The sequence below is a fragment of the Pantoea sp. X-Soil-ISGK-259 genome (assembly GCF_059730705.1).
The window spans coordinates 3,681,952-3,701,623 of sequence record NZ_AP035986.1 but is presented as its reverse complement, the minus strand read 5'-3'; the positions used below and the strand labels follow the sequence as shown (position 1 = coordinate 3,701,623).

Annotated in this window: 17 protein-coding genes; 6 read left to right on the top strand and 11 right to left on the bottom strand. The window is 55.8% G+C overall.

Annotation, left to right across the window (positions count from 1 at the left end; all coding sequences use genetic code 11):
• Positions 1-9 precede the first annotated feature (9 nt).
• Positions 10-2,091 carry a 4-alpha-glucanotransferase gene (malQ, locus tag AC6I77_RS17680; protein ID WP_497817174.1) on the top strand — a complete coding sequence of 694 codons (2,082 nt, stop codon included), beginning with the start codon at positions 10-12 and terminating at the stop codon, positions 2,089-2,091.
• A 35-nt stretch (positions 2,092-2,126) separates the two neighbouring features.
• On the opposite strand, the gene nfuA is transcribed toward malQ, so the two are convergent.
• Together nfuA and gntX are read right to left on the bottom strand one after the other, a co-directional pair.
• A complete protein-coding gene (gene nfuA, locus AC6I77_RS17675) occupies positions 2,127-2,702 on the bottom strand; it encodes a Fe-S biogenesis protein NfuA (protein ID WP_419140396.1) in 576 nt (191 codons plus the stop codon).
• A 58-nt stretch (positions 2,703-2,760) separates the two neighbouring features.
• Positions 2,761-3,441, bottom strand: a complete 681-nt coding sequence (gene gntX / locus AC6I77_RS17670) for a DNA utilization protein GntX (protein WP_003853023.1) — start codon at positions 3,439-3,441, stop codon at positions 2,761-2,763.
• Between the two features lie 34 nt (positions 3,442-3,475).
• Here gntX and bioH point away from each other — a divergent pair, with 34 nt between their 5' ends.
• Positions 3,476-4,252: a pimeloyl-ACP methyl ester esterase BioH gene (gene bioH / locus AC6I77_RS17665; protein ID WP_039660828.1), complete on the top strand. Its 777-nt coding sequence runs from the start codon at positions 3,476-3,478 to the stop codon at positions 4,250-4,252.
• Positions 4,253-4,423: 171 nt separating this feature from the next.
• Positions 4,424-4,693 (top strand): YdgH/BhsA/McbA-like domain containing protein, encoded by a 270-nt coding sequence (locus tag AC6I77_RS17660; RefSeq protein ID WP_003853019.1) that lies wholly within the window; start codon positions 4,424-4,426, stop codon positions 4,691-4,693.
• Here AC6I77_RS17660 and AC6I77_RS17655 read toward each other — a convergent pair whose 3' ends face one another.
• The 4 genes from AC6I77_RS17655 to yjbE form a co-directional block, all read right to left on the bottom strand.
• Positions 4,694-6,379, bottom strand: a complete 1,686-nt coding sequence (locus tag AC6I77_RS17655; RefSeq protein WP_003853018.1) for an alpha-amylase family glycosyl hydrolase — start codon at positions 6,377-6,379, stop codon at positions 4,694-4,696.
• A gap of 127 nt (positions 6,380-6,506) precedes the next feature.
• On the bottom strand, positions 6,507-8,834 hold the full coding sequence (locus AC6I77_RS17650) for a Tex family protein (protein WP_497817173.1): 2,328 nt from the start codon (positions 8,832-8,834) through the stop codon (positions 6,507-6,509).
• A gap of 103 nt (positions 8,835-8,937) precedes the next feature.
• Positions 8,938-9,411, bottom strand: a complete 474-nt coding sequence (gene greB, locus AC6I77_RS17645; protein ID WP_003853016.1) for a transcription elongation factor GreB — start codon at positions 9,409-9,411, stop codon at positions 8,938-8,940.
• A 184-nt stretch (positions 9,412-9,595) separates the two neighbouring features.
• Positions 9,596-9,844 carry an exopolysaccharide production protein YjbE gene (gene yjbE, locus AC6I77_RS17640; RefSeq protein ID WP_003853015.1) on the bottom strand — a complete coding sequence of 83 codons (249 nt, stop codon included), beginning with the start codon at positions 9,842-9,844 and terminating at the stop codon, positions 9,596-9,598.
• A gap of 537 nt (positions 9,845-10,381) precedes the next feature.
• Here yjbE and ompR point away from each other — a divergent pair.
• Both ompR and envZ read left to right on the top strand, forming a co-directional pair.
• Positions 10,382-11,101, top strand: a complete 720-nt coding sequence (gene ompR / locus AC6I77_RS17635) for an osmolarity response regulator transcription factor OmpR (RefSeq protein ID WP_003853014.1) — start codon at positions 10,382-10,384, stop codon at positions 11,099-11,101.
• On the top strand, positions 11,098-12,465 hold the full coding sequence (envZ, locus tag AC6I77_RS17630) for a two-component system sensor histidine kinase EnvZ (RefSeq protein ID WP_003853013.1): 1,368 nt from the start codon (positions 11,098-11,100) through the stop codon (positions 12,463-12,465). The genes ompR and envZ overlap by 4 nt, the downstream gene beginning before the upstream one ends.
• Before the next feature lie 38 nt (positions 12,466-12,503).
• On the opposite strand, the gene pckA is transcribed toward envZ, so the two are convergent.
• The 5 genes from pckA to AC6I77_RS17605 all read right to left on the bottom strand — a co-directional run bounded on the left by pckA (position 12,504) and on the right by AC6I77_RS17605 (position 18,667).
• Positions 12,504-14,123 carry a phosphoenolpyruvate carboxykinase (ATP) gene (gene pckA, locus AC6I77_RS17625; protein WP_039660825.1) on the bottom strand — a complete coding sequence of 540 codons (1,620 nt, stop codon included), beginning with the start codon at positions 14,121-14,123 and terminating at the stop codon, positions 12,504-12,506.
• 375 nt (positions 14,124-14,498) lie between these two features.
• Complete coding sequence (hslO, locus tag AC6I77_RS17620; RefSeq protein WP_003853011.1) at positions 14,499-15,365, bottom strand: Hsp33 family molecular chaperone HslO; 867 nt, start codon at positions 15,363-15,365, stop codon at positions 14,499-14,501.
• Between the two features lie 49 nt (positions 15,366-15,414).
• The gene (gene hslR / locus AC6I77_RS17615) at positions 15,415-15,816 is read right to left on the bottom strand and encodes a ribosome-associated heat shock protein Hsp15 (RefSeq protein WP_003853009.1); all 402 of its coding nucleotides are present in this window, start codon (positions 15,814-15,816) and stop codon (positions 15,415-15,417) included.
• Positions 15,817-15,829: 13 nt separating this feature from the next.
• Positions 15,830-16,477 (bottom strand): GMP/IMP nucleotidase, encoded by a 648-nt coding sequence (gene yrfG / locus AC6I77_RS17610; protein WP_003853007.1) that lies wholly within the window; start codon positions 16,475-16,477, stop codon positions 15,830-15,832.
• Positions 16,478-16,531: 54 nt separating this feature from the next.
• Positions 16,532-18,667: an intracellular growth attenuator family protein gene (locus AC6I77_RS17605; RefSeq protein ID WP_033743308.1), complete on the bottom strand. Its 2,136-nt coding sequence runs from the start codon at positions 18,665-18,667 to the stop codon at positions 16,532-16,534.
• A 391-nt stretch (positions 18,668-19,058) separates the two neighbouring features.
• On the opposite strand from AC6I77_RS17605, the gene nudE reads away from it, so the two are divergent.
• Positions 19,059-19,622, top strand: coding sequence for an ADP compounds hydrolase NudE (gene nudE / locus AC6I77_RS17600; RefSeq protein WP_003853003.1), 564 nt, complete (start codon positions 19,059-19,061; stop codon positions 19,620-19,622).
• The last annotated feature ends 50 nt before the right edge of the window (positions 19,623-19,672 follow it).

The following is a 19,672-nucleotide window of genomic DNA, read 5'->3' as shown; positions in this document are numbered from 1 at the left end:
GGAGCAGCAATGAAGCAAAATGCACTCGATCAGGCCGCCCGTGCCGCGGGAATTTCACTGGATTACATCAACGTTAACGGCGAGAAAGCGGCGATCAGCGATGAGACCAAACGCGCGCTGCTGGCGGTAATGGACGATCCGCAGGATGCCAAAAAATCACCGCTGCCGCCGGTCGCGGTGTTCAGCGGCAGTGGCAAACGGCAATTAACGCCACAGGGCAGCGGCGTCTACAGCTGGCAGTTGCAGACCGAAAAGGGCAAGCAGTTCAGTGGCGAGTTAACCGCCGGAGAGCCTTTTTCGCTGCCGGGGCCGCTGACACAGGGTTATCACCAGCTCACGCTCACTAAAGGAAAGAAGCGCTGGCAGACGCGGATTATTGTCGCGCCGCGCCGCTGCTATCTGCCACCAGCGCTGGAGGCCGGAGAGAAACGCTGGGGCGCGCTGGTGCAGCTCTACACGGTGCGATCTGAACAGAACTGGGGCATTGGCGACTTCGGCGACCTTGACCAGCTGCTGGTGCAACTGGCTGAGCGCGGCGGCGATTTTGTCGGGCTGAATCCGCTGCATGCGCTCTATCCCGCCAGCGCCGGTTTCGCCAGTCCATACAGTCCGTCATCCCGCCGCTGGCTGAATGTGATTTATATCGACGTCAGTCAGGTCGCCGATTTTCAGCAAAGCGCGGCAGCACAGAAGTGGTGGAAAAGTGCCAAAACCCAGAAGGCGCTGACCAAAGCGCGAGAGGCAGAGTGGGTAGACTACGAGGCCGTGATGGCGCTTAAGCTCACTGCGCTGCGGCACGCCTGGGCCCATTTCCAGGCGCGTGATCACCAGAGCGAAGAGCATCAATCCTGGGCAGCTTTTGTACGTCAAGGCGGCGACAGCCTGCGTTATCAGGCGGCCTACGACGGTATCCAGCTGGAGCGGCAGGCGGACAAGACGCAGCAGGGCGGCTGGCCTGCGTGGCCGGAAGCGTGGCGTAACAGCCAGTTGCCCGAGGTGCAGCAGTGGTGTGAGCAGCATGAAGAGGAGATCGCGTTCTGGCAGTGGCTACAATGGCTGGCACAGCAGCAGTTCTCGGCCTGCTGGACGCACAGTCAGGCGCTGGGCATGAGTGTGGGGCTTTATCGTGATCTGGCGGTGGGCGTAGCAGAGGGCAGTGCGGAAACCTGGCACGACCCGGAGCTTTATCGCCTTAAAGCCTCAGTGGGCGCGCCACCCGATCGTCTGGGTCCGCTGGGACAAAACTGGGGCTTGCCGCCGATGGACCCGCATGTGATGCAGGCGCGGGGCTATCAGCCGTTCATCGACATGCTGCGCGCCAACATGCGCGACTGCGGGGCATTGCGTATCGACCATGTGATGTCTCTACTGCGTCTGTGGTGGGTACCCGCCGGAGAGACGGCGGATAAAGGCGCCTATGTCGCCTATCCGGTCAATGACCTGCTGGGCATCCTGGCGCTGGAGAGCCACCGGCTGCGCTGCATGGTGATTGGTGAAGACCTGGGCACCGTGCCTCAGGAAATTATCAGCCTGCTGCGTAAAAGCGGTGTCTTTTCATGGAAGGTGCTCTGGTTTGAGCAGGAGAAAGATCAGCGTTATCGCGCGCCGCAGGACTATCCACGCCAGTCTATCGCCAGCGCCAGTACCCATGATCTGCCGACGCTGACCGGTTTCTGGGAGCAGGGCGACCTGGATCTGGGTGAGAAGCTGGGCCTTTATCCGGGCGATGCAGTGAAAGCGCTGCATCAACAGCGTGCCGCGCAGAAACAGGCGCTGCTGGATGCGCTGCATCAGGCAGGTGCCTTACCGGCCCGCAGTCAGAAGAAGGCGGAGAAGCTGAACATGACACCTGCGCTGAACCGGGCCATCCATCGCTTCCTGGCGGATACCGACAGTGCGCTGCTTGGCCTGCAGCCTGAGGACTGGCTCGGTATGACCACGCCGGTCAACGTGCCGGGCACGGTAGATCAGTACCCTAACTGGCGACGCAAGCTGAGCAAAACGCTGGAGGCGATCTTTGCGGACAAGGAGGTGAATACGCTGCTGAAGGTGGTCAGTGAGCAGCGTCAGTCAGGACAGAAAGGGCAATAAAAATAGCGCGGCAGTCAGGTTGCCGCGCTTTATCATCAGTAGAACGAGTGTTCGCCACGCTGATGCTCGGTAATATCCCGCACGCCTTTCAGTTCCGGGAAGGCAGCCAGCAGCTCTTTCTCGATACCATCTTTCAGGGTCACGTCGATCATCGAACAGCCGTTACAGCCGCCGCCAAACTGCAGAATGGCGTAGCCATCTTCGGTGATCTCCATCAGCGATACGCGACCGCCGTGGCCAGCGAGCTGTGGGTTGATCTGCGCCTGCAGCAGGTACTCAACACGCTCAACCATTGGCGCATCATCAGAGACTTTGCGCATCTTGGCATTCGGCGCTTTCAGCGTCAGCTGAGAACCCAGATTGTCAGTCACGAAGTCGATTTCCGCTTCTTCCAGATAAGGTTTGCTCAGTTCATCAACATACGCTGAGAGCTTCTCGAACTTCAGTTCAGTATCGGTGGCTTCAACAGCATCGGGCGGACAGTAAGAGACGCCACACTCGGCTGTTGGCGTACCCGGGTTAATCACGAATACGCGAATCTGGGTGCCATCTTCTTGTTTGGATAGCAGTTTAGAAAAATGTTCCTGGGCAGAGTCAGTAATTCGGATCATGTCGATTGCTCAATAGTTGACTAATTTAGTTGGTTATAATACGCCCATCAATGACGCGCTACAAGGTACGGCACAGACACCAGACCTGCACGCTGGCAGCACCCTGCGCCAGTAAAAGACGACTGATTTCATCTACGGTACTGCCGGTGGTAATGACGTCATCCAGCAAAGCGATATGGCGTCCCTGCACCGCCATTTCAAGGCGGAAAGCACCGCGTAAGTTAGTGCGGCGCTGGCGGGCGCTGAGCTGATGCTGTAATGCGCCTCTGCGCGTGCGGGAAAGCCCTTCACGCCATTCACATCCCAGCCAGTGCGCCAGCGGTGCGGCCAGCAGGACAGTCTGGTTGAAGCCGCGCTGCCAGCGTCGTCGCTGGTGCAGCGGAACCGGCAGCAGCAGATCAGGACGCGGCACATCACCGCGTCGGTAAACATTAAGCCAGCTTAGCAAAATCAGCCGCGCCAGCATCACCCTGAGTGCGGTTATGTGAGAAAATTTAAGCTGATTAACCCACTGGCTGAACGGCAGACAATAGTCATTAACGCAGACCAGCGCCTGCCAGGCGGGCGGTTTAAGCTGGCAGCGGCCACAGGCGACCTTTTCTGATCCTGCCGGTAACCCACAGCGTGGGCAGAGCCGCGGTAATGGCGGTAATTTGCGTAAACATAAGCTGCAAATACCGTGCCGGGCTATCCGTAACGGCATCCGGCATAGCCAACACAGGGCGGGCATTGCTAGCATAGCGACCTCCTTATCATTTTCGGGATAGTAACTGATGACGTCGCTCTACTGGCACACCTGCGGAGAAGGAAAACGCGATCTTGTGCTGCTGCACGGATGGGGACTGAATGCCGAAGTCTGGCAAAGCATTATTCCGCGACTCAGCGCGCATTACCGTCTGCATCTGGTCGACCTGCCCGGTTATGGTCGCAGCCAGAACGTTGACGCGCTGACACTGGAGCAGATGGCTGAGCAGATAATGCCTTTCCTGCCACCGCAGGCCATTGTGGTGGGCTGGTCGCTGGGCGGACTGGTCGCGACGCAGCTTGCGCTGACCGCGCCAGAAAAGCTGGACGCCCTGATTACCGTTGCATCATCACCCTGTTTCACCGCCACAGAGCACTGGCCCGGCATTAAACCGGAAACGCTGCAGAACTTTCAGCAGATGCTCAGTAATGATTTTCAGCGCACGGTGGAGCGCTTTCTGGCGCTGCAGACGCTGGGCACCGAAACGGCGCGTGCCGATGCGCGACAGCTGAAAGAGGTGGTACTGTCACAACCCGTGCCGGCGGTGGCGGTGCTGGATGGCGGGCTCGACATTCTGCGTCAGGTCGACCTGCGCGACGCGTTACCGCAGATCACATTGCCGTTTTTGCGACTCTACGGGGCATTGGATGGTCTGGTGCCGCGTCGGATTGCTGCTGAGATTGATGAAATGTTGCCAGCCTCGCCCTCTGTGATTATCGAAAAAGCAGCACATGCACCTTTTATTTCTCATCCAGAGATGTTTTGTCAGCACATTATTAATTTTATCAGCAGTTTAGAGGGATAGTCGTGCTACGGGTTGGCAAAAATCGTTAACAGCATCAATACTTCTCTTTGTGAGCAAGGCCGCTGCAATTTTATGTGATTAGTCACGGAAATGACTATGCCGTTCCATACTGCCTTACGCGTTTAGCGGCTGCTTACATCTCACAATGGATCATGAATGAGGGTAAACATAATGAAGGTTTTTAAATGGGTTGTGGCTTCAATGATGATGGGCGCGATTTCATTTTCTGCGATGGCAGCGAAGGAAGTCACCAAAGAAGAAGTTAAGACAATGAACCTGCAGAAAATTGGCACCGTTAACACCACAGCGGAAACCACCTCGCCAATGGATGCTAAAAAAGTACTGTCTAAGCTCGCTGACGAAAAAGGCGGGAAATACTACCTGGTGATCGCCGGTCGCGAACACGGTAAATTCAGTGCAACGGCTGAAGTCTACAAGTAATTAACGCAGCCACATGAACTGCCAGGCATCCAGCTTAACCGGCTGGGTGCCATCAATCTTCTCTCCGCTCACCACATCCTGCAACGTATGCGCCACCGGCAATCGCGTTTCCACTGACCGGCCACTCAGATTAAACACGCATAGCAATCCGCCGCCGCTTTCTGGCTGATGACGGCTGAGCACCAGCAGGGCGTTTTCGCTGTCGTAGATCGTCATCGGATTATCGGGATGGAATGCGGGCTGACGACGACGCAGCTGGATCAACTGGCTGAGTCGGGTATAAATCTGCTGACGCAGCCAGTCACCACCCACCAGGGCCGCTTCAATCTGCTGTAAATCATACTTCTGACGGTTAATCGCCCGGTTATGTCCGGCGGCCCGCACGCCATCATAATGGTTACGACCGCCCAGAATGCTCTGGACATAGATGGCCGGCACGCCAGGAAAGACCAGCAGAATCGCATGGGCCAGCAGGAAGCGTTTCAGCCGCGTGGCATCATCATCCGCTTCACGGTTCAGCGCATCCAGAAACGTGACATTAATTTCATAGGGGCTGGTGCTACCGTCAGGGTTATTTTTATAGGAGACCAGCGCGCCCTCCAGCGCCAGGTCGCGCACCAGCGACACAATCTCCACTTCAGACAGGATGCCGCGCGCCGGATTCAGCCCGATACCATCGTGTGACGCCAGGAAGTTGAAGAAAGTGGTGTCATTACTACTGAGATCCAGTGAGCTGGCCCACTGCCGCAACGCGCGCGCCGAGCCGGTGTGAATGGCATGCAGCACCAGTGGCGGCAGCGAAAACTGATAAACCATCTGCGCTTCATCGTGCCCGTTGCCCAGGTAGCTGATGTTGTCCTGATGCGGCACGTTAGTCTCGGTAATAATCACCGTACCTGGCGCGACATGGTTGGCAATCGCGCGGAACAGCTTTACCAGTTGATGGGTCTTTTCCAGATGAATACAGCGCGTGCCTGGCGTTTTCCACATATAGCCGACCGCATCAAGGCGCACATAGTCGGCGCCACGGACCAGGTAGTCGAGCAACACGTTGACCATGCGCAACAATACCTCAGGATTGGCAAAGTTAAGATCAATCTGGTCGGCACTGAAGGTGGTCCAGATGAAGCGGGTATCACCATCCGCCATCTTAAACGGTGTCAGCAGCGGCGAGGTACGTGGGCGCGTCACGGCGCTGAGATCCGTGGCAGGTGGCATGCTGATAAAGAAATCGTCCCAGCCGGGATCCTGCGCCAGAAAGTGGCTGAACCAGGCGCTTTTTGCCGACATATGGTTGCAGACGAAGTCGAACATCAGGCGGGTTTCCTGATGCAAACGCGAAATATCCTGCCAGTCGCCGCACACCGGATCGACCTCGTGGTAATTAATCACCGAAAATCCGTCGTCGGACGACCAGGGGAAAAAAGGTAGCAGGTGAACCAACGGAAAGGTGGATTGCAGGTGCTGCTGATAGAAACGGGAAAAGGTGTTGAGCGTGGGTTTATCGGTTTCACGAAACTGGTCGGCGTAGGTGATGAGCACCACATCCTGCTCATCCCAGTGGGCCTTGCGCGGCAGCTTAATCGCCTCGCGGGCTGTGGCAATGTCAGCCTTAAGGCGCGCTAAGGTCGCCTCCGGAAATGTGCCAGCATAAATCTTATCAATCAGATCGGTGATCGTTTCCATCGTGAATTGGGTGCCACAGCAGGTGTTGTTTTTATGACAGGCTTCTTTTTAGCGTAGCGCGATGATGGGGATTTTCAACCGGGGGAAAGCGTGTGAAGAGGGGGCCTGATGTGGCCCCCTGAAAAGCTTAGCGTTTTTTACCGAATGCCGCAGCCAGTGCATCACCCATTGCACTGTTGCCTGCGGATGCGCTGGCTGGACGCGGACGGCCTTTACCTGCAGCCGGACGTTTCTCTTCGCGCGGCGCGGCATTCTTCGCGCCACCCCGTGCATTGCCTTCGCCTGGCTGCTCATCAAGACGCATGGTGAGGGCGATACGTTTACGCTGGAGATCGACTTCCATCACTTTCACTTTGACGATATCGCCGGCTTTCACCACCTGATGGGGATCTTCCACGAAGCGATCAGAAAGCGACGAGATATGCACCAGGCCATCCTGATGCACGCCGATATCCACAAACGCACCGAAGTTAGTGACGTTGGTGACGGCACCTTCAAGGATCATGCCCGGCGTCAGATCGTTCAGTGTTTCAACGCCTTCCGCAAACTTCGCAGTCTTAAACTCAGGACGCGGATCGCGACCCGGTTTCTCCAGCTCTTTCATGATGTCGGTAACGGTCGGCAGACCAAAACGCTCATCAATAAAATCGCGCGGGCTGAGGTTACGCAGGCTGCCAGCATTACCCATCAGATCGCTGAGGGCCTGCTCGGTGGCGGCCAGAATACGTTCGACGACCGGATACGCTTCCGGGTGAACCGTTGAGGCATCCAGCGGGTTATCACCGTGGTTGATGCGCAGGAAGCCCGCACACTGTTCAAAGGCTTTTGGCCCAAGACGACTCACTTTCAGCAACTGCTGGCGGTTCTGGAAGCGGCCATTCTCGTCACGCCAGCCGACAATGTTCTGCGCCATCATGCGCGTCAGGCCCGCGACGCGGGTCAGCAGCGGCACCGAGGCGGTGTTGAGGTCAACGCCGACGGCGTTCACGCAATCCTCTACCACGGCGTCGAGTTTCTTCGCCAGCTGGCTCTGACTGACGTCATGCTGGTACTGACCGACACCGATGGATTTCGGGTCGATTTTCACCAGCTCAGCCAGCGGATCCTGCAGACGTCGTGCGATAGACACCGCGCCACGTAGTGAAACATCGAGATCCGGGAACTCCAGCGCCGCCAGTTCAGAGGCCGAGTAAACGGAGGCGCCGGCTTCACTGACAATCACTTTCTGCGCCGTCACCTGCGGGAACTGCTGCTGCAGATCCAGGAAGAAGCGCTCGGTTTCACGTGAGGCGGTTCCGTTGCCAATCGCCACCAGCTCAACCTGATGCTTAATGCAGAGCGCGGCGACGGCAGCGGCGGCTTTGGCGGTCTGGCCGGTGTGCGGATAGACGGTATCGGTCGCCACGACTTTACCGGTGGCATCGACCACCGCGACTTTAACGCCGGTGCGCAGGCCGGGATCCAGTCCCATAGTGGCGCGCATGCCCGCCGGCGCCGCCATCAGCAAATCGTGCAGGTTGCGGGCAAAGACGTTAATGGCTTCATCTTCTGCGCGTTCGCGCACTGTACCCATCAACTCCGTTTCCAGATGCAGCATCACCTTGATGCGCCACGTCCAGCTCACCACCGCTTTACGCCAGCTGTCGGCTGGCGCGTTGTTCAGGCGCAGATTCAGGTGTTCAGCGATCAGCGTTTCGCCGTGGCTTTCACGTGGTGCTTCATCAAACTGCGGGTCAGCATTCAGCGACAGTTGCAGTACGCCTTCGTTACGGCCACGCAGCATCGCCAGCGCACGGTGTGATGGCACACTGCTCAGCGCTTCGTGGTGGTCAAAGTAGTCACGGAACTTCGCGCCCGCTTCCTCTTTGCCTTCCACCACACGTGACACCAGATGGGCATTTTTCCACAGATAGTTACGCACTTTGGCCAGCAGCGCGGCATCCTCGGCGAAACGCTCCATCAGAATATAGCGGGCACCATCCAGCGCGGCACGGACGTCAGCAACGCCTTTGTCCGCATCGACATACTGTTCAGCAAGTTGCTCAGGGATGTGAGAGGGCTCCTGCCAGAGCGTGTCCGCCAGCGGTTCCAGACCGGCTTCAATAGCGATCTGTCCACGCGTCCGGCGTTTCTGTTTGTAGGGCAGGTAGAGGTCTTCAAGCTCGGTTTTGCTGAGGGTGGTGTTGATGGCGCGGGCGAGGTCGTCAGTGAGTTTTCCCTGATCGTCAATCGACTTCAGAATCGACTGGCGTCGATCTTCAAGTTCGCGCAGATAGCTGAGACGGGTTTCCAGCTGACGCAGTTGGGTGTCATCCAGCCCGCCGGTTACCTCTTTACGATAGCGTGCGATAAACGGCACGGTATTCCCTTCATCTAACAGGCGAACGGCGGCGTCAACCTGCTCTGGTCGCGCCTGTAGCTCACTGGCAATTATCTGGCTCAGAACTTTCATCATCAGGACTGTCTTGCTTTCCGGGTTGAGAAATAGCCGACAGTTATACGGATTGATGGTTAAAATTGCCAGAGAAGCGGGCGGCTTTCAGCGATAATCTGAATCGTTATTGCGGGTAGTCAATGGCGTTGACATACCACAGCGCCGGACCCACGGGTGTCTCAACAGTGGCGGCATCACCGACCTCTTTTTTCAGCAGCGCCCGCGCCATAGGTGAGTCGATGGAAATGTAATCTTTGCGGCCAAAAATCTCGTCGTAGCCCACAATGCGGAAGCGTTTGAGGTCGCCCTCATCGTTTTCAATTTCCACCCAGGCACCAAAGAATACTTTGCCATCCTGCTGGGGTGAGTAATCAACGATTCGCAGCTGCTCAAGGCTTTTGGTCAGATAGCGTACGCGGCGATCAATTTCACGCAGCCGTTTTTTGTTGTACTGGTAGTCTGCATTTTCACTGCGATCGCCAAGGCTGGCAGCCCAGGTGACTTTCTTTGTCACTTCCGGTCGCTCTTCACGCCATAAATAGTCGAGTTCCGCTTTCAGTTTGTCGAAGCCTTCGCGGGTAATGAGTCGGGTTTTCATGCTATACCGGCCAGAGAGATCTAAAGAGCGACAGTGTAAGGCAAAGAGGGCGCGGCAAAAAAGAGTCGGGGAAAGGGTTTTTAAAGGTTAAAAACCCACGTTGATTTCCCCGGCGGCGAAAGGGTTGGTGCTGTGATTGAAATAGAGCCAGTCATCTGAAGCCGGCGAAAAAGCGTGCGTAAACTTATTTTCCGGCGTGGGTCGCCGTGGTGGTCGATGTGCCGGTGCTGTGACCGTCACCGCCGCCGCCGCCCATGGTGGCCAGTGCTACGCCCAGCAGGGCTGCGACTGCGCCAACACCGATGGCGTTAGAGTTACCTTGTGCTGTTGTTGTCGCTGCTGCGCCGGCCGCTTCACCGGTTGCAGTGGCTGCATAACCTGGGCTGACGCTGCCTAATGCCAGCGCGCTCAGCAGTAAAATTGTTTTTTTCATTGTATGTAATCCCCGTTGAGACATCGAATGTTGCCTGAGCAGTCTGGTTTAAAACGGGGAAGGCGAAAAGTTGGCTTTACTGATTGATTTAAAGGACTTTAATTACAACTGGCCTTGCTGATGGCACGACTGAAACTAATCCGAGAGGAGCGTCGGGCATTATGCGGGGTTGCTGGAATATTATGCTCCCTGACAGCGGTTGAGGTAGATTATCTGGAGCATATTCACAGTGATGGCTGATCATTAAGTCAAATTATCTGCTAACTCACTGAATTAATACATTGATTAAAAGCTGGCACGCTTCCAACGCCAGCGATTCAAAGAAACAAGGCCGTTTTTTCAGATTTGCCGTATCGGCTGTCGGGCGGGGTTAAAAGCGCTAAAACTGACCCTGAAACGCCTTAAATCAAATATAAGCCCCTGTTTAATATGCTTTGTAACAATTTTGGCTAGAATATAAACCAATAATGACTGTCACTATAAGGCATCTTTTTTTAACAATGTTGGTTCAGGCAATAGCGCCTTTGGGAGTTGAAAATGCAAGAGAACTACAAAATTCTGGTCGTCGATGACGATATGCGTCTGCGTGCACTGCTTGAACGCTATCTCACCGAGCAGGGCTTTCAGGTGCGCAGTGTCGCTAATGCCGAGCAGATGGATCGCCTGTTAACCCGTGAATCCTTCCATCTGATGGTGCTCGACCTGATGTTGCCAGGTGAAGATGGCCTCTCTATCTGCCGTCGTCTGCGCAGCCAGAGCAACCCGATGCCGATCATTATGGTGACGGCTAAGGGTGAAGAAGTGGATCGTATCGTGGGGCTGGAGATCGGCGCTGACGACTATATTCCCAAACCGTTTAACCCGCGTGAGCTGCTGGCGCGTATCCGGGCGGTACTGCGTCGTCAGGCCAATGAACTGCCAGGCGCACCTTCGCAGGAAGAGGCGATTATTGCCTTTGGCAAATTCAAACTGAACCTCGGCACTCGCGAGATGTTCCGTGAAGATGAGCCGATGCCGCTGACCAGCGGTGAGTTTGCCGTGCTGAAAGCACTGGTAAGCCACCCGCGTGAGCCGCTGTCTCGCGACAAGCTGATGAACCTGGCGCGTGGCCGTGAATACAGCGCCATGGAACGTTCGATTGACGTTCAGATCTCCCGCCTGCGCCGTATGGTGGAAGAGGATCCTGCGCATCCGCGTTATATTCAGACCGTCTGGGGTCTGGGCTACGTCTTTGTGCCGGACGGCAGTAAAGCATGAAGCGACTGCGCTTCTCGCCACGGAGTTCGTTTGCCCGCACCCTGCTGCTGATCGTTACCCTGCTGTTCGTCAGCCTGGTAACGACCTATCTGGTGGTGCTGAACTTCGCCATTCTTCCCAGTCTGCAACAGTTCAATAAGGTGCTCGCTTACGAAGTTCGTATGCTGATGACCGACCGGTTGCAGCTGGAGGATGGCACGCAGCTGGAAGTGCCACCGGCGTTTCGCCGGGAAATCTATCGCGAACTGGGGATCTCGCTCTACACCAATGCAGCAGCAGAGGAGAGCGGATTGCGCTGGGCGCAGCATTATGAATTCCTGAGCGAGCAGATGGGACAGCAGCTTGGCGGTCCGACCGATGTCCGGGTTGAGGTTAACAAAAACTCGCCGGTGGTCTGGCTGAAAACCTGGCTGTCGCCCGACATCTGGGTGCGGGTGCCGCTGACTGAGATTCATCAGGGCGACTTCTCCCCGCTGTTCCGCTATACCCTGGCGATTATGCTACTGGCGATAGGCGGTGCCTGGCTGTTTATCCGTATCCAGAACCGACCCCTGGTGGATCTGGAGCACGCCGCCCTGCAGGTCGGGCGCGGGATTATTCCGCCGCCGCTGCGCGAGTATGGCGCGTCAGAAGTGCGATCGGTGACCCGTGCCTTTAACCAGATGGCAGCGGGGGTGAAGCAGCTGGCGGATGACCGCACGCTGTTAATGGCGGGCGTCAGCCACGATTTGCGAACGCCGCTGACCCGTATTCGCCTCGCCACCGAGATGATGAGCGAGCAGGATGGCTATCTTGCCGAATCGATTAATAAAGATATCGAAGAGTGCAACGCCATCATTGAGCAGTTCATCGACTATCTGCGCACTGGTCAGGAGATGCAGACCGAGCGCGCGGACCTGAACAGCGTGCTGGGCGAAGTGGTGGCGGCTGAAAGTGGCTATGAACGTGAAATCGAAAATGCAGTGATGCCAGAAGAGCTTATGCTGGATATCAACCCGCTGTCGATTAAACGGGCGCTGGCTAACCTGGTGGTTAATGCCGCGCGATATGGCAATGGCTGGATCAAGGTCAGCAGCGGACGGGAACTGCATCGAGCGTGGTTTCAGGTAGAAGATGATGGCCCTGGCATCAAGCCGGATCAGCTGGCGCATCTGTTCCAGCCGTTTGTGCGGGGCGACAGTGCCCGCAGCACCAGCGGTACCGGTCTCGGTCTGGCGATTGTACAGCGTATTATCGATGCTCATCAGGGCTCGCTGGAGATTGGCGAGAGCGAGCGCGGAGGTTTGCGTATTCGTGCCTGGTTGCCGTTAGTGGAAAGCATGGCGCTGAGCCACAACAACGGCAGCAACAGCGTGTCGGGATAAAAAAACGGCGCGGCACTGTTATTGCCGCGCCGGTTCTTTTAGCGTTGCGGGCCCGCTTTCACCAGCGCAGCACCTGCGGCGTTATCGGTGTACTTGTCGAAGTTATCAATAAAGCGCTGTGCCAGACCCTCGGCAGCAGCGGTCCACTTCTCTTCACTTTCCCAGCTACGACGCGGATCCAGCGTGTCACTATCCAGCTCGCCCAGCGCAACCGGCATCTGCAGATTAAAGATCGGCAGCGTTTCCGTTGGCGCATCATCCAGCTCACCCGCCAGGATCGCATTGATGATGGCGCGGGTATTCTTCAGTGAGATGCGTTTGCCGCTGCCGTTCCAGCCAGTGTTCACCAGGTAAGCCTGCGCACCGGACGCTTCCATTCGCTTCACCAGCACTTCAGCGTACTGCGTCGGATGCAGCGTCAGAAATGCCGCGCCGAAACAGGCGGAGAAGGTTGGGGTGGGTGCCGTCACGCCACGCTCGGTACCGGCCAGTTTGGCCGTAAATCCTGACAGGAAATGATACTGTGTCTGCTCCGGCGTCAGACGTGAAACCGGTGGCAACACGCCAAACGCATCGGCGGTCAGGAAAATCACTTTCTTCGCGTGGCCCGCTTTTGAGACCGGCTGCACGATATTGTCGATGTGATTGATCGGATAGGAGACGCGGGTGTTTTCCGTTTTGCTGCCATCTGCGTAATCAATGCTGCCATCTTCGCGTACCACCACATTTTCCAGCAGCGCGTTGCGGCGAATGGCGCGGTAGATCTCCGGCTCAGCCTGCTCAGAGAGGTTGATGGTTTTGGCGTAGCAACCGCCTTCAAAGTTAAACACGCCATCATCGTCCCAGCCGTGTTCATCATCGCCAATCAGCTGGCGATCAGGATCGGTGGATAGGGTGGTTTTGCCGGTACCCGAAAGGCCAAAGAAGACCGCCACATCACCTGCTTTACCCACGTTAGCAGAGCAGTGCATGGAGGCGATGCCTTTCAGCGGCAGCAGGTAGTTCATGATGGCGAACAGACCTTTCTTCATCTCGCCGCCGTACCAGGTTCCGCCAATCAGCTGCATACGCTCAGTCAGATTGAAAGCGACAAAGTTCTCTGAGTTAAGACCCTGCGCCTGCCAGTCAGGATTGGTGCATTTAGCTCCGTTCATCACCACAAAGTCAGGTTTGAAGTCGGCCAGCTCAGCATCGTCAGGCTGGATGAACATATTCTTCACGAAGTGCGCCTGCCAGGCGACCTCGGTGACGAAACGTACGCTCAGACGTGAATCGGCATTGGCCCCGCAGAACGCATCCACAACAAACAGACGCTTGCCGGAAAGCTGGCGGGTGACGCAGCTTTTCAGTGCGTTCCAGGTCTCCTGCGACAGAGGCTGATTGTCGTTTTTGCCGGTGCCCTGGTCGTTCCACCACAGGGTATCGCGCGTGGTGTCATCACGCACAATGTACTTATCCTTAGGCGATCGCCCGGTGAAAATCCCGGTGTCTACTGCAATCGCGCCGCTCTGCGTCAGGGTGCCACGAGCAAAACCTTCGAGGTCCGGGCGCGTCTCTTCCTGAAATAGTGTGTCGTAATCAGGGTTGTAAACCACTTCCGTGGTATCCACGATGCCCAAAGCGGCAAGGTCTTGCGAGGTCAGGCCGTTAACGCGCATTTTACTGCTCCTTAAATCGGTGTCTGTTCTGCAAAGCAGAGATAGGTTGGGATCGTGCCAACCGGCTGTTGCATCAGGTGCGGCGAATCACTGACAGTCCACTGCGCTTCGTCACGACAGCCTGCAAAGAGAACCGGACTTTTCAGGGCATCTGCCTCTGGCTTCCGGGCGTTTGCACGATCGCGCGCAGTTTACTCTTCTGCGTTACGGGAAAAAGGGCAGTGATCTAAAAATGCGACTCAGGGCGCGTTAAGGCTATGTTTCGAACGTTTAAAAGATGTTATGAAAGTAAAAAAAGATAATTTGTCTGGAAAATTATGGGGATAGGAAAGGGGGAGAGGAGAAGGGGCGGCAGACGCCGCCCGAACAATCAAATCAATGCAGACGGTCATCATTCTCAAGGGAGTGGCTGCGAATACCGGCGATATCGACAGCATCAAACACGTAGTTTGAACCGCAATAGTCACAGTGCATGTCGATTTTGCCATCTTCCGCGATGATCTCGTCCACTTCTTCCTGTGGCAGCGTAGTCAGCACTTCGCCGCAACGTTCACGCGAGCAGGTGCATTTGTAGATTACCGGCTGCGGATCGTAGAGGGTAACCTCTTCCTGATGATAGAGACGCCAGAGCGCTTCATTGGCAGGCAGATCGATCAGCTCTTCTGTTTTAATGGTTTCGGTCAGCGTCGCAAGGTGCTCGAAGACCTCTTTCTCTGTGTCCTGCGCGGGCAGCACCTGCAGCAGAATACCGGCGGCGCCTTTGTCGCTGGTGCGGATAAACAGACGCGTTGGCAGCTGCTCTGAGCGCATGAAGTAATCTTCCAGGCACGCTGCCAGGGTTTCACCTTCCAGCCCCACTACACCCTGGTAACGTTCACCCTTTTCAGGCGAAATCGTGATCACCAGATAACCGTTGCCCACCATGCTTTTCAGGGTGCTGTCGTCCGGGATATCGCCTTTGATGCGCGCAACGCCACGCAGCTCCTGATTGTTGTTGCCGTTGATCACGGCCAGCGACAGCGGACCGTCACCCTGCAGCTGTACGGTGATTTCGCCATCAAACTTCAGTGTGGCGGTCAGTAAGCTGGTCGCCACCAGCATCTCACCCAGCAGCGTTTTAACCGGTGCCGGATAGTCGTGATTTTTCACGGTTTCACGCCAGGTGTCAGAGACGTTCACCAGCTCGCCGCGCACGGCGGCATTTTCAAACAGATAACGGTGCAGTTGATCCTGGACTGACATATTTTTTCTCTCACTGGAACGGGGCGACGGTGCGTCAGCGAAGACGGCGTTATTCATCGCCCGATAATTTAAACTTCATCAAATCGCGACGCTCTTTTTTGTCAGGTCGCCGATCGGGATGGGGCATAGTCAGCGCATTCAGTTTGCGCGCCTGCGCCATTTTTTCGCGTTTTTCAATACTGGCATCGGTTTCGCGATAGAGCTGCTGGGCCTCACTGGCGGGACGGCGCTGGGCGCTGATGTCCGCCACGATCACGGTGCGTTCATCGTTGCCCTGACGCAGTGTCAGTTCCGCATTCAGTTCCACCACTTTGCCGGGTTTGCTGCGCTGGCCGTTGTAATGGACTTTGCCGCCTTCAATCATCTCCCGCGCAATCGCCCGGGTTTTGTAGAAGCGCGCGGCCCACAGCCACTTGTCGAGGCGGACCTCTTCGCTGCTTTTCTCTTTCATTGCTGCTCCTGACTCAGATCAGCGTTCGGTAATCGCCAGTGGCCCGGTGACGCTGAAAGATTTGCTCAGGACGACCCGAATCAGGGTTCTTCACGCCTAAGCACCAGCCGATGCCCCATAACGTTGCAGCATCCAGAATCACTTCGTTGTCATCGATAAACAGCGTGCGCGCCGCAGAAAAGCCGGTGTGCTGTTGTACCGCCTGCCATAAACGTTGGTCTTCTTTCGGATACCCAAAGGTATGGGTGGAAAGTAATAAATCAAGGTGCGGCGCTAAACCTGTCTGCGCCAGTTTGACGTCCAGATTGTAAGGATGCGCGTTGGTCAGCAGGATGGTGGACTTGCCCGCGCGACGCAGCGCCTGCAAAAAAGGCAGCGTATCGTCACGCAGGGCAATTAGGCTACGCATCGCCAGCGTCATGGCACGGATATCAAGCTTCAGCGCGTCTGCCCAGTAATCCAGACAATACCAGTTTAGCGTATGGGCGACGGCCTGATATTTTTCCGCAATGATCGCGTCGGCTTCCGCCCGGCTGATGCCGCGTTGCTGGCTGAGCTGTTCAGGCACATGCTCCAGCCAGAAGTGACGATCAAACGCCAAATCCAGCAGCGTGCCATCCATGTCGAGCAGCACGGTATCAATCTCAGACCAGTTGAGCATCCAGGTTCACCCTGTGAAAAAACCGGGCGACAGGGTAGCACAGAAGGGCAGGACTCAGAATATCGAGCGCACACCCTGCAAAGTGCCAAGGTTATGGTTGAAACACTTTTCATAATACTGCTGGATATCGATCATGCGCTGGCGATTACGGTGCATGCGGCGAAGCGCCAGTAAGCCGTTAATTATCCCACAGGTCAGCAGCATCAGAAGCAGCAATACGGTGCCGAGATAGCGCCACTGCGCCATGGCATCCGGTTCATTGTGCAGGACAATGTGACGCGTGCCGTTGGCATCCGTTGAAATGCTGGTGATGATGCCGCTGGCGCTGAAAGGTGTATGCAGCAGTACGGTGGAGAGTCGTTGCAGCTCACGCCACTGAGAAGGCGGGTCGAGATCAAACAGCGATACGGTGGGCTGCGGCTGATTCACTAACTGGCGACCTTCGTCGCTGACGATCAGGAATCCCCCTGGCGGCGGGCTGTTAAGATTTTCTGCCGCCCGACGGGTTTCGCGGAAAAAGAAGGTGGATGTAGCGGTATTAACCAGGTTTTCCAGCGCTTCCGCACTCACCGGGCGCAGCAGCACATTCATGCCGTTTAACTGACCGGAATCTGCCCGACGCATCAAAGCTTCCCAGTCTTTGGCATTGCCAAGGTTTACCAGGGCGTTTTTCAGCCGCATACAATCCTGCGGCTGATTGCAGAGATCCTGCGTTTTCATCACCAGATCTGAGAAGTCATCCAGCAGAATCATTCCGGACTTTTGAATCGCGGAAGCCAGCTGTGGGTTCAGTTTAGGGTCAGTATTGGTTTCGGGATGCAGCTGCTTTGTGGTGGTCTCCAGCAGCGCCGCCGCTTTATCAATAATGTCCGATTGCGGCTGCGGCAGTGGCGTCGCGTTATTCCAGTAGATCGCCGAACAGTCGAACGGCATGTAGGCGTAGCTGCGGTTGCTCTGATAGTTGTCCGGCACTGAACACATACCGGTGCCACTCACTTTGAGGTTATCGCCAATGTTCAGTGCCACGTTGCTGAGCTTATCAACGCTGCTGACCTCCAGGCTGTCGGTGCCTCTTGCCCAGGCCAGACTCAGTTTAATCGGCATCGTGAGCGGGATCCAGGTGACCAGCATAGTCAGCACCAACAGTGAACCACACGCCAGCACCACGTTTTTCCGCCAGCGCTGGATAGGGAAGTTTTTGACCTCATCCTGTAGCGACAGGAAGCGACCCTGACGCACCACCTGACGATTAAGGTAGATCTCGACATCCGTTACCTGACCGAGATCGTGTGCGACGTAAGGCTGCCAATGTGGCGGATAGGCAAGGTCAATAATGCCCAGCGTGATATTGCTCTGCTCCTGGTTCGATTCACTGAACAGACCCCAGCGTTTTGGTGCGCCGCGCAGGCAGTGTATATCACGCAGCCCGCGCTCGCCGGGAATGCGATAAAGCAGCCAGAGGCTGGCGCCAATCATTAATGTCCCCGTCAACACCAGCCAGATCATCAGCGTGGCAGGCACTAACAGGCTGAAGAAGAACAGTAAGAAGGCCAGAGAGATCGTCACCGCTTCACGCGTGCCGTCTGGCCGCGACAGACGATACTCTTCTGGCGTCTCTTTACGCACCTGCAGCAGCTCAACATTTTCTGTTTCTGCTTTGCGGATTGAGGCGTTGGTGGACACAGGACGCATGAGCACAGGCAGCGATTGCTGATCCACAGCGTAATCAACCAGCGAGTGGCCGTTCAGCGAGATCACCAGCGGAATAGATTGGGTGCGGATTAACTCCACATAGTTTTCGTCGGTAATGTACTGTTCCCACAGCGGCGGCAGATGAACTTCAACCTCATCCAGGTAATAGCGCCATTTATGGGGATCGTCTGTAGAGAGGCCGTAACGGGTAATTGCGCGGGTAACCGGATAGACATTGTTGCTCTGCGCTGTCAGCGTCAGCCGTTCAGACGCGCTTCGCTTATGGGTAGTGACAGGCGTACTGAGTTGTTTTTCCAGCGCGGCGACATACTTATCGACAGCCTCACGTTCCTGCGGAGAGAGCTTACGGCAGGGCGGACTGATGAATGGCAGTGGTTTCGCCAACGGCGGACGATGCCGCATAGCGTACCAAAACCCCATGCCTGCCAGGATTGAACAGGTCAGCACTATGGCCAGGATCATCAAGATTGTGCTCATGCTCTGCTCAATTCAGCCAAAATGCTGCCTTCACTTTAAACTTTCGCTCCCGGTTATGCTCACTATAAAAGAGACATTCCGAAAGATTATATAACCCTGAGGAGTCAGACACCCGATGAAATAGTGCCAGCGTATATCTGATTGGCATTTGTTAAACCCTGCCTTGTCCGAATGGTAACCGGCACAGACTGGATTAAATATCGGTATTATCTGAAACTTATCGCAGCATATTGACTAATGCAAATTTAGTCTTAACTGATAACTAAAGCCTGTTATTCAACCGACTGAATCTGTGCAACGATAACGTCACTGTCTGACTGTCGCACAATTGCCTGCGGTTAGGTATGCTAATTCGCTACTGATAGCCGGCGCAGAATAATTTGAGGCTGATATGAAAATTCCAAAAAAACCTGACATCCTCAATATCACCGCCGTGGCACGTTCACGGTTATTCACTATCGAGTCGGTTGATCTGGCTTTCAGCAATGGTGCACATCGCGTCTATGAGCGGATGAAGCCTTCAGAGCGCGAAGCGGTGATGATTGTGCCGATTATTGATGATCATCTGATCCTGATTCAGGAGTACGCCGTCGGACTGGAAACCTACGAACTCGGCTTCCCGAAAGGGCTGATCGATGCAGGCGAAACCGTGAATGAAGCGGCGGTGCGCGAACTGAAAGAAGAAGTCGGCTTTGGTGCAGATCAGCTGACCACGCTGGGCAAGCTCACCATGGCACCTTCTTACTTTTCCAGCAAAATGAATATTGTGATCGCGGAAGGTCTCTATGCTGAAAAGCTGGAGGGTGATGAGCCGGAGCCGCTGATTATCCACCGCTGGCCGCTCAGCGATATGCTGTCGCTGCTGGACGAACCCGATTTCCGCGAGGCGCGTAATGTCAGTGCACTGTTTATGGCGCGCGAATGGCTGGTGAAACAGGGACGGCTGCGTTACTGAACAGGATGCTTTAATGAATAAAAAAGCCGACAGATGTCGGCTTTTTTATC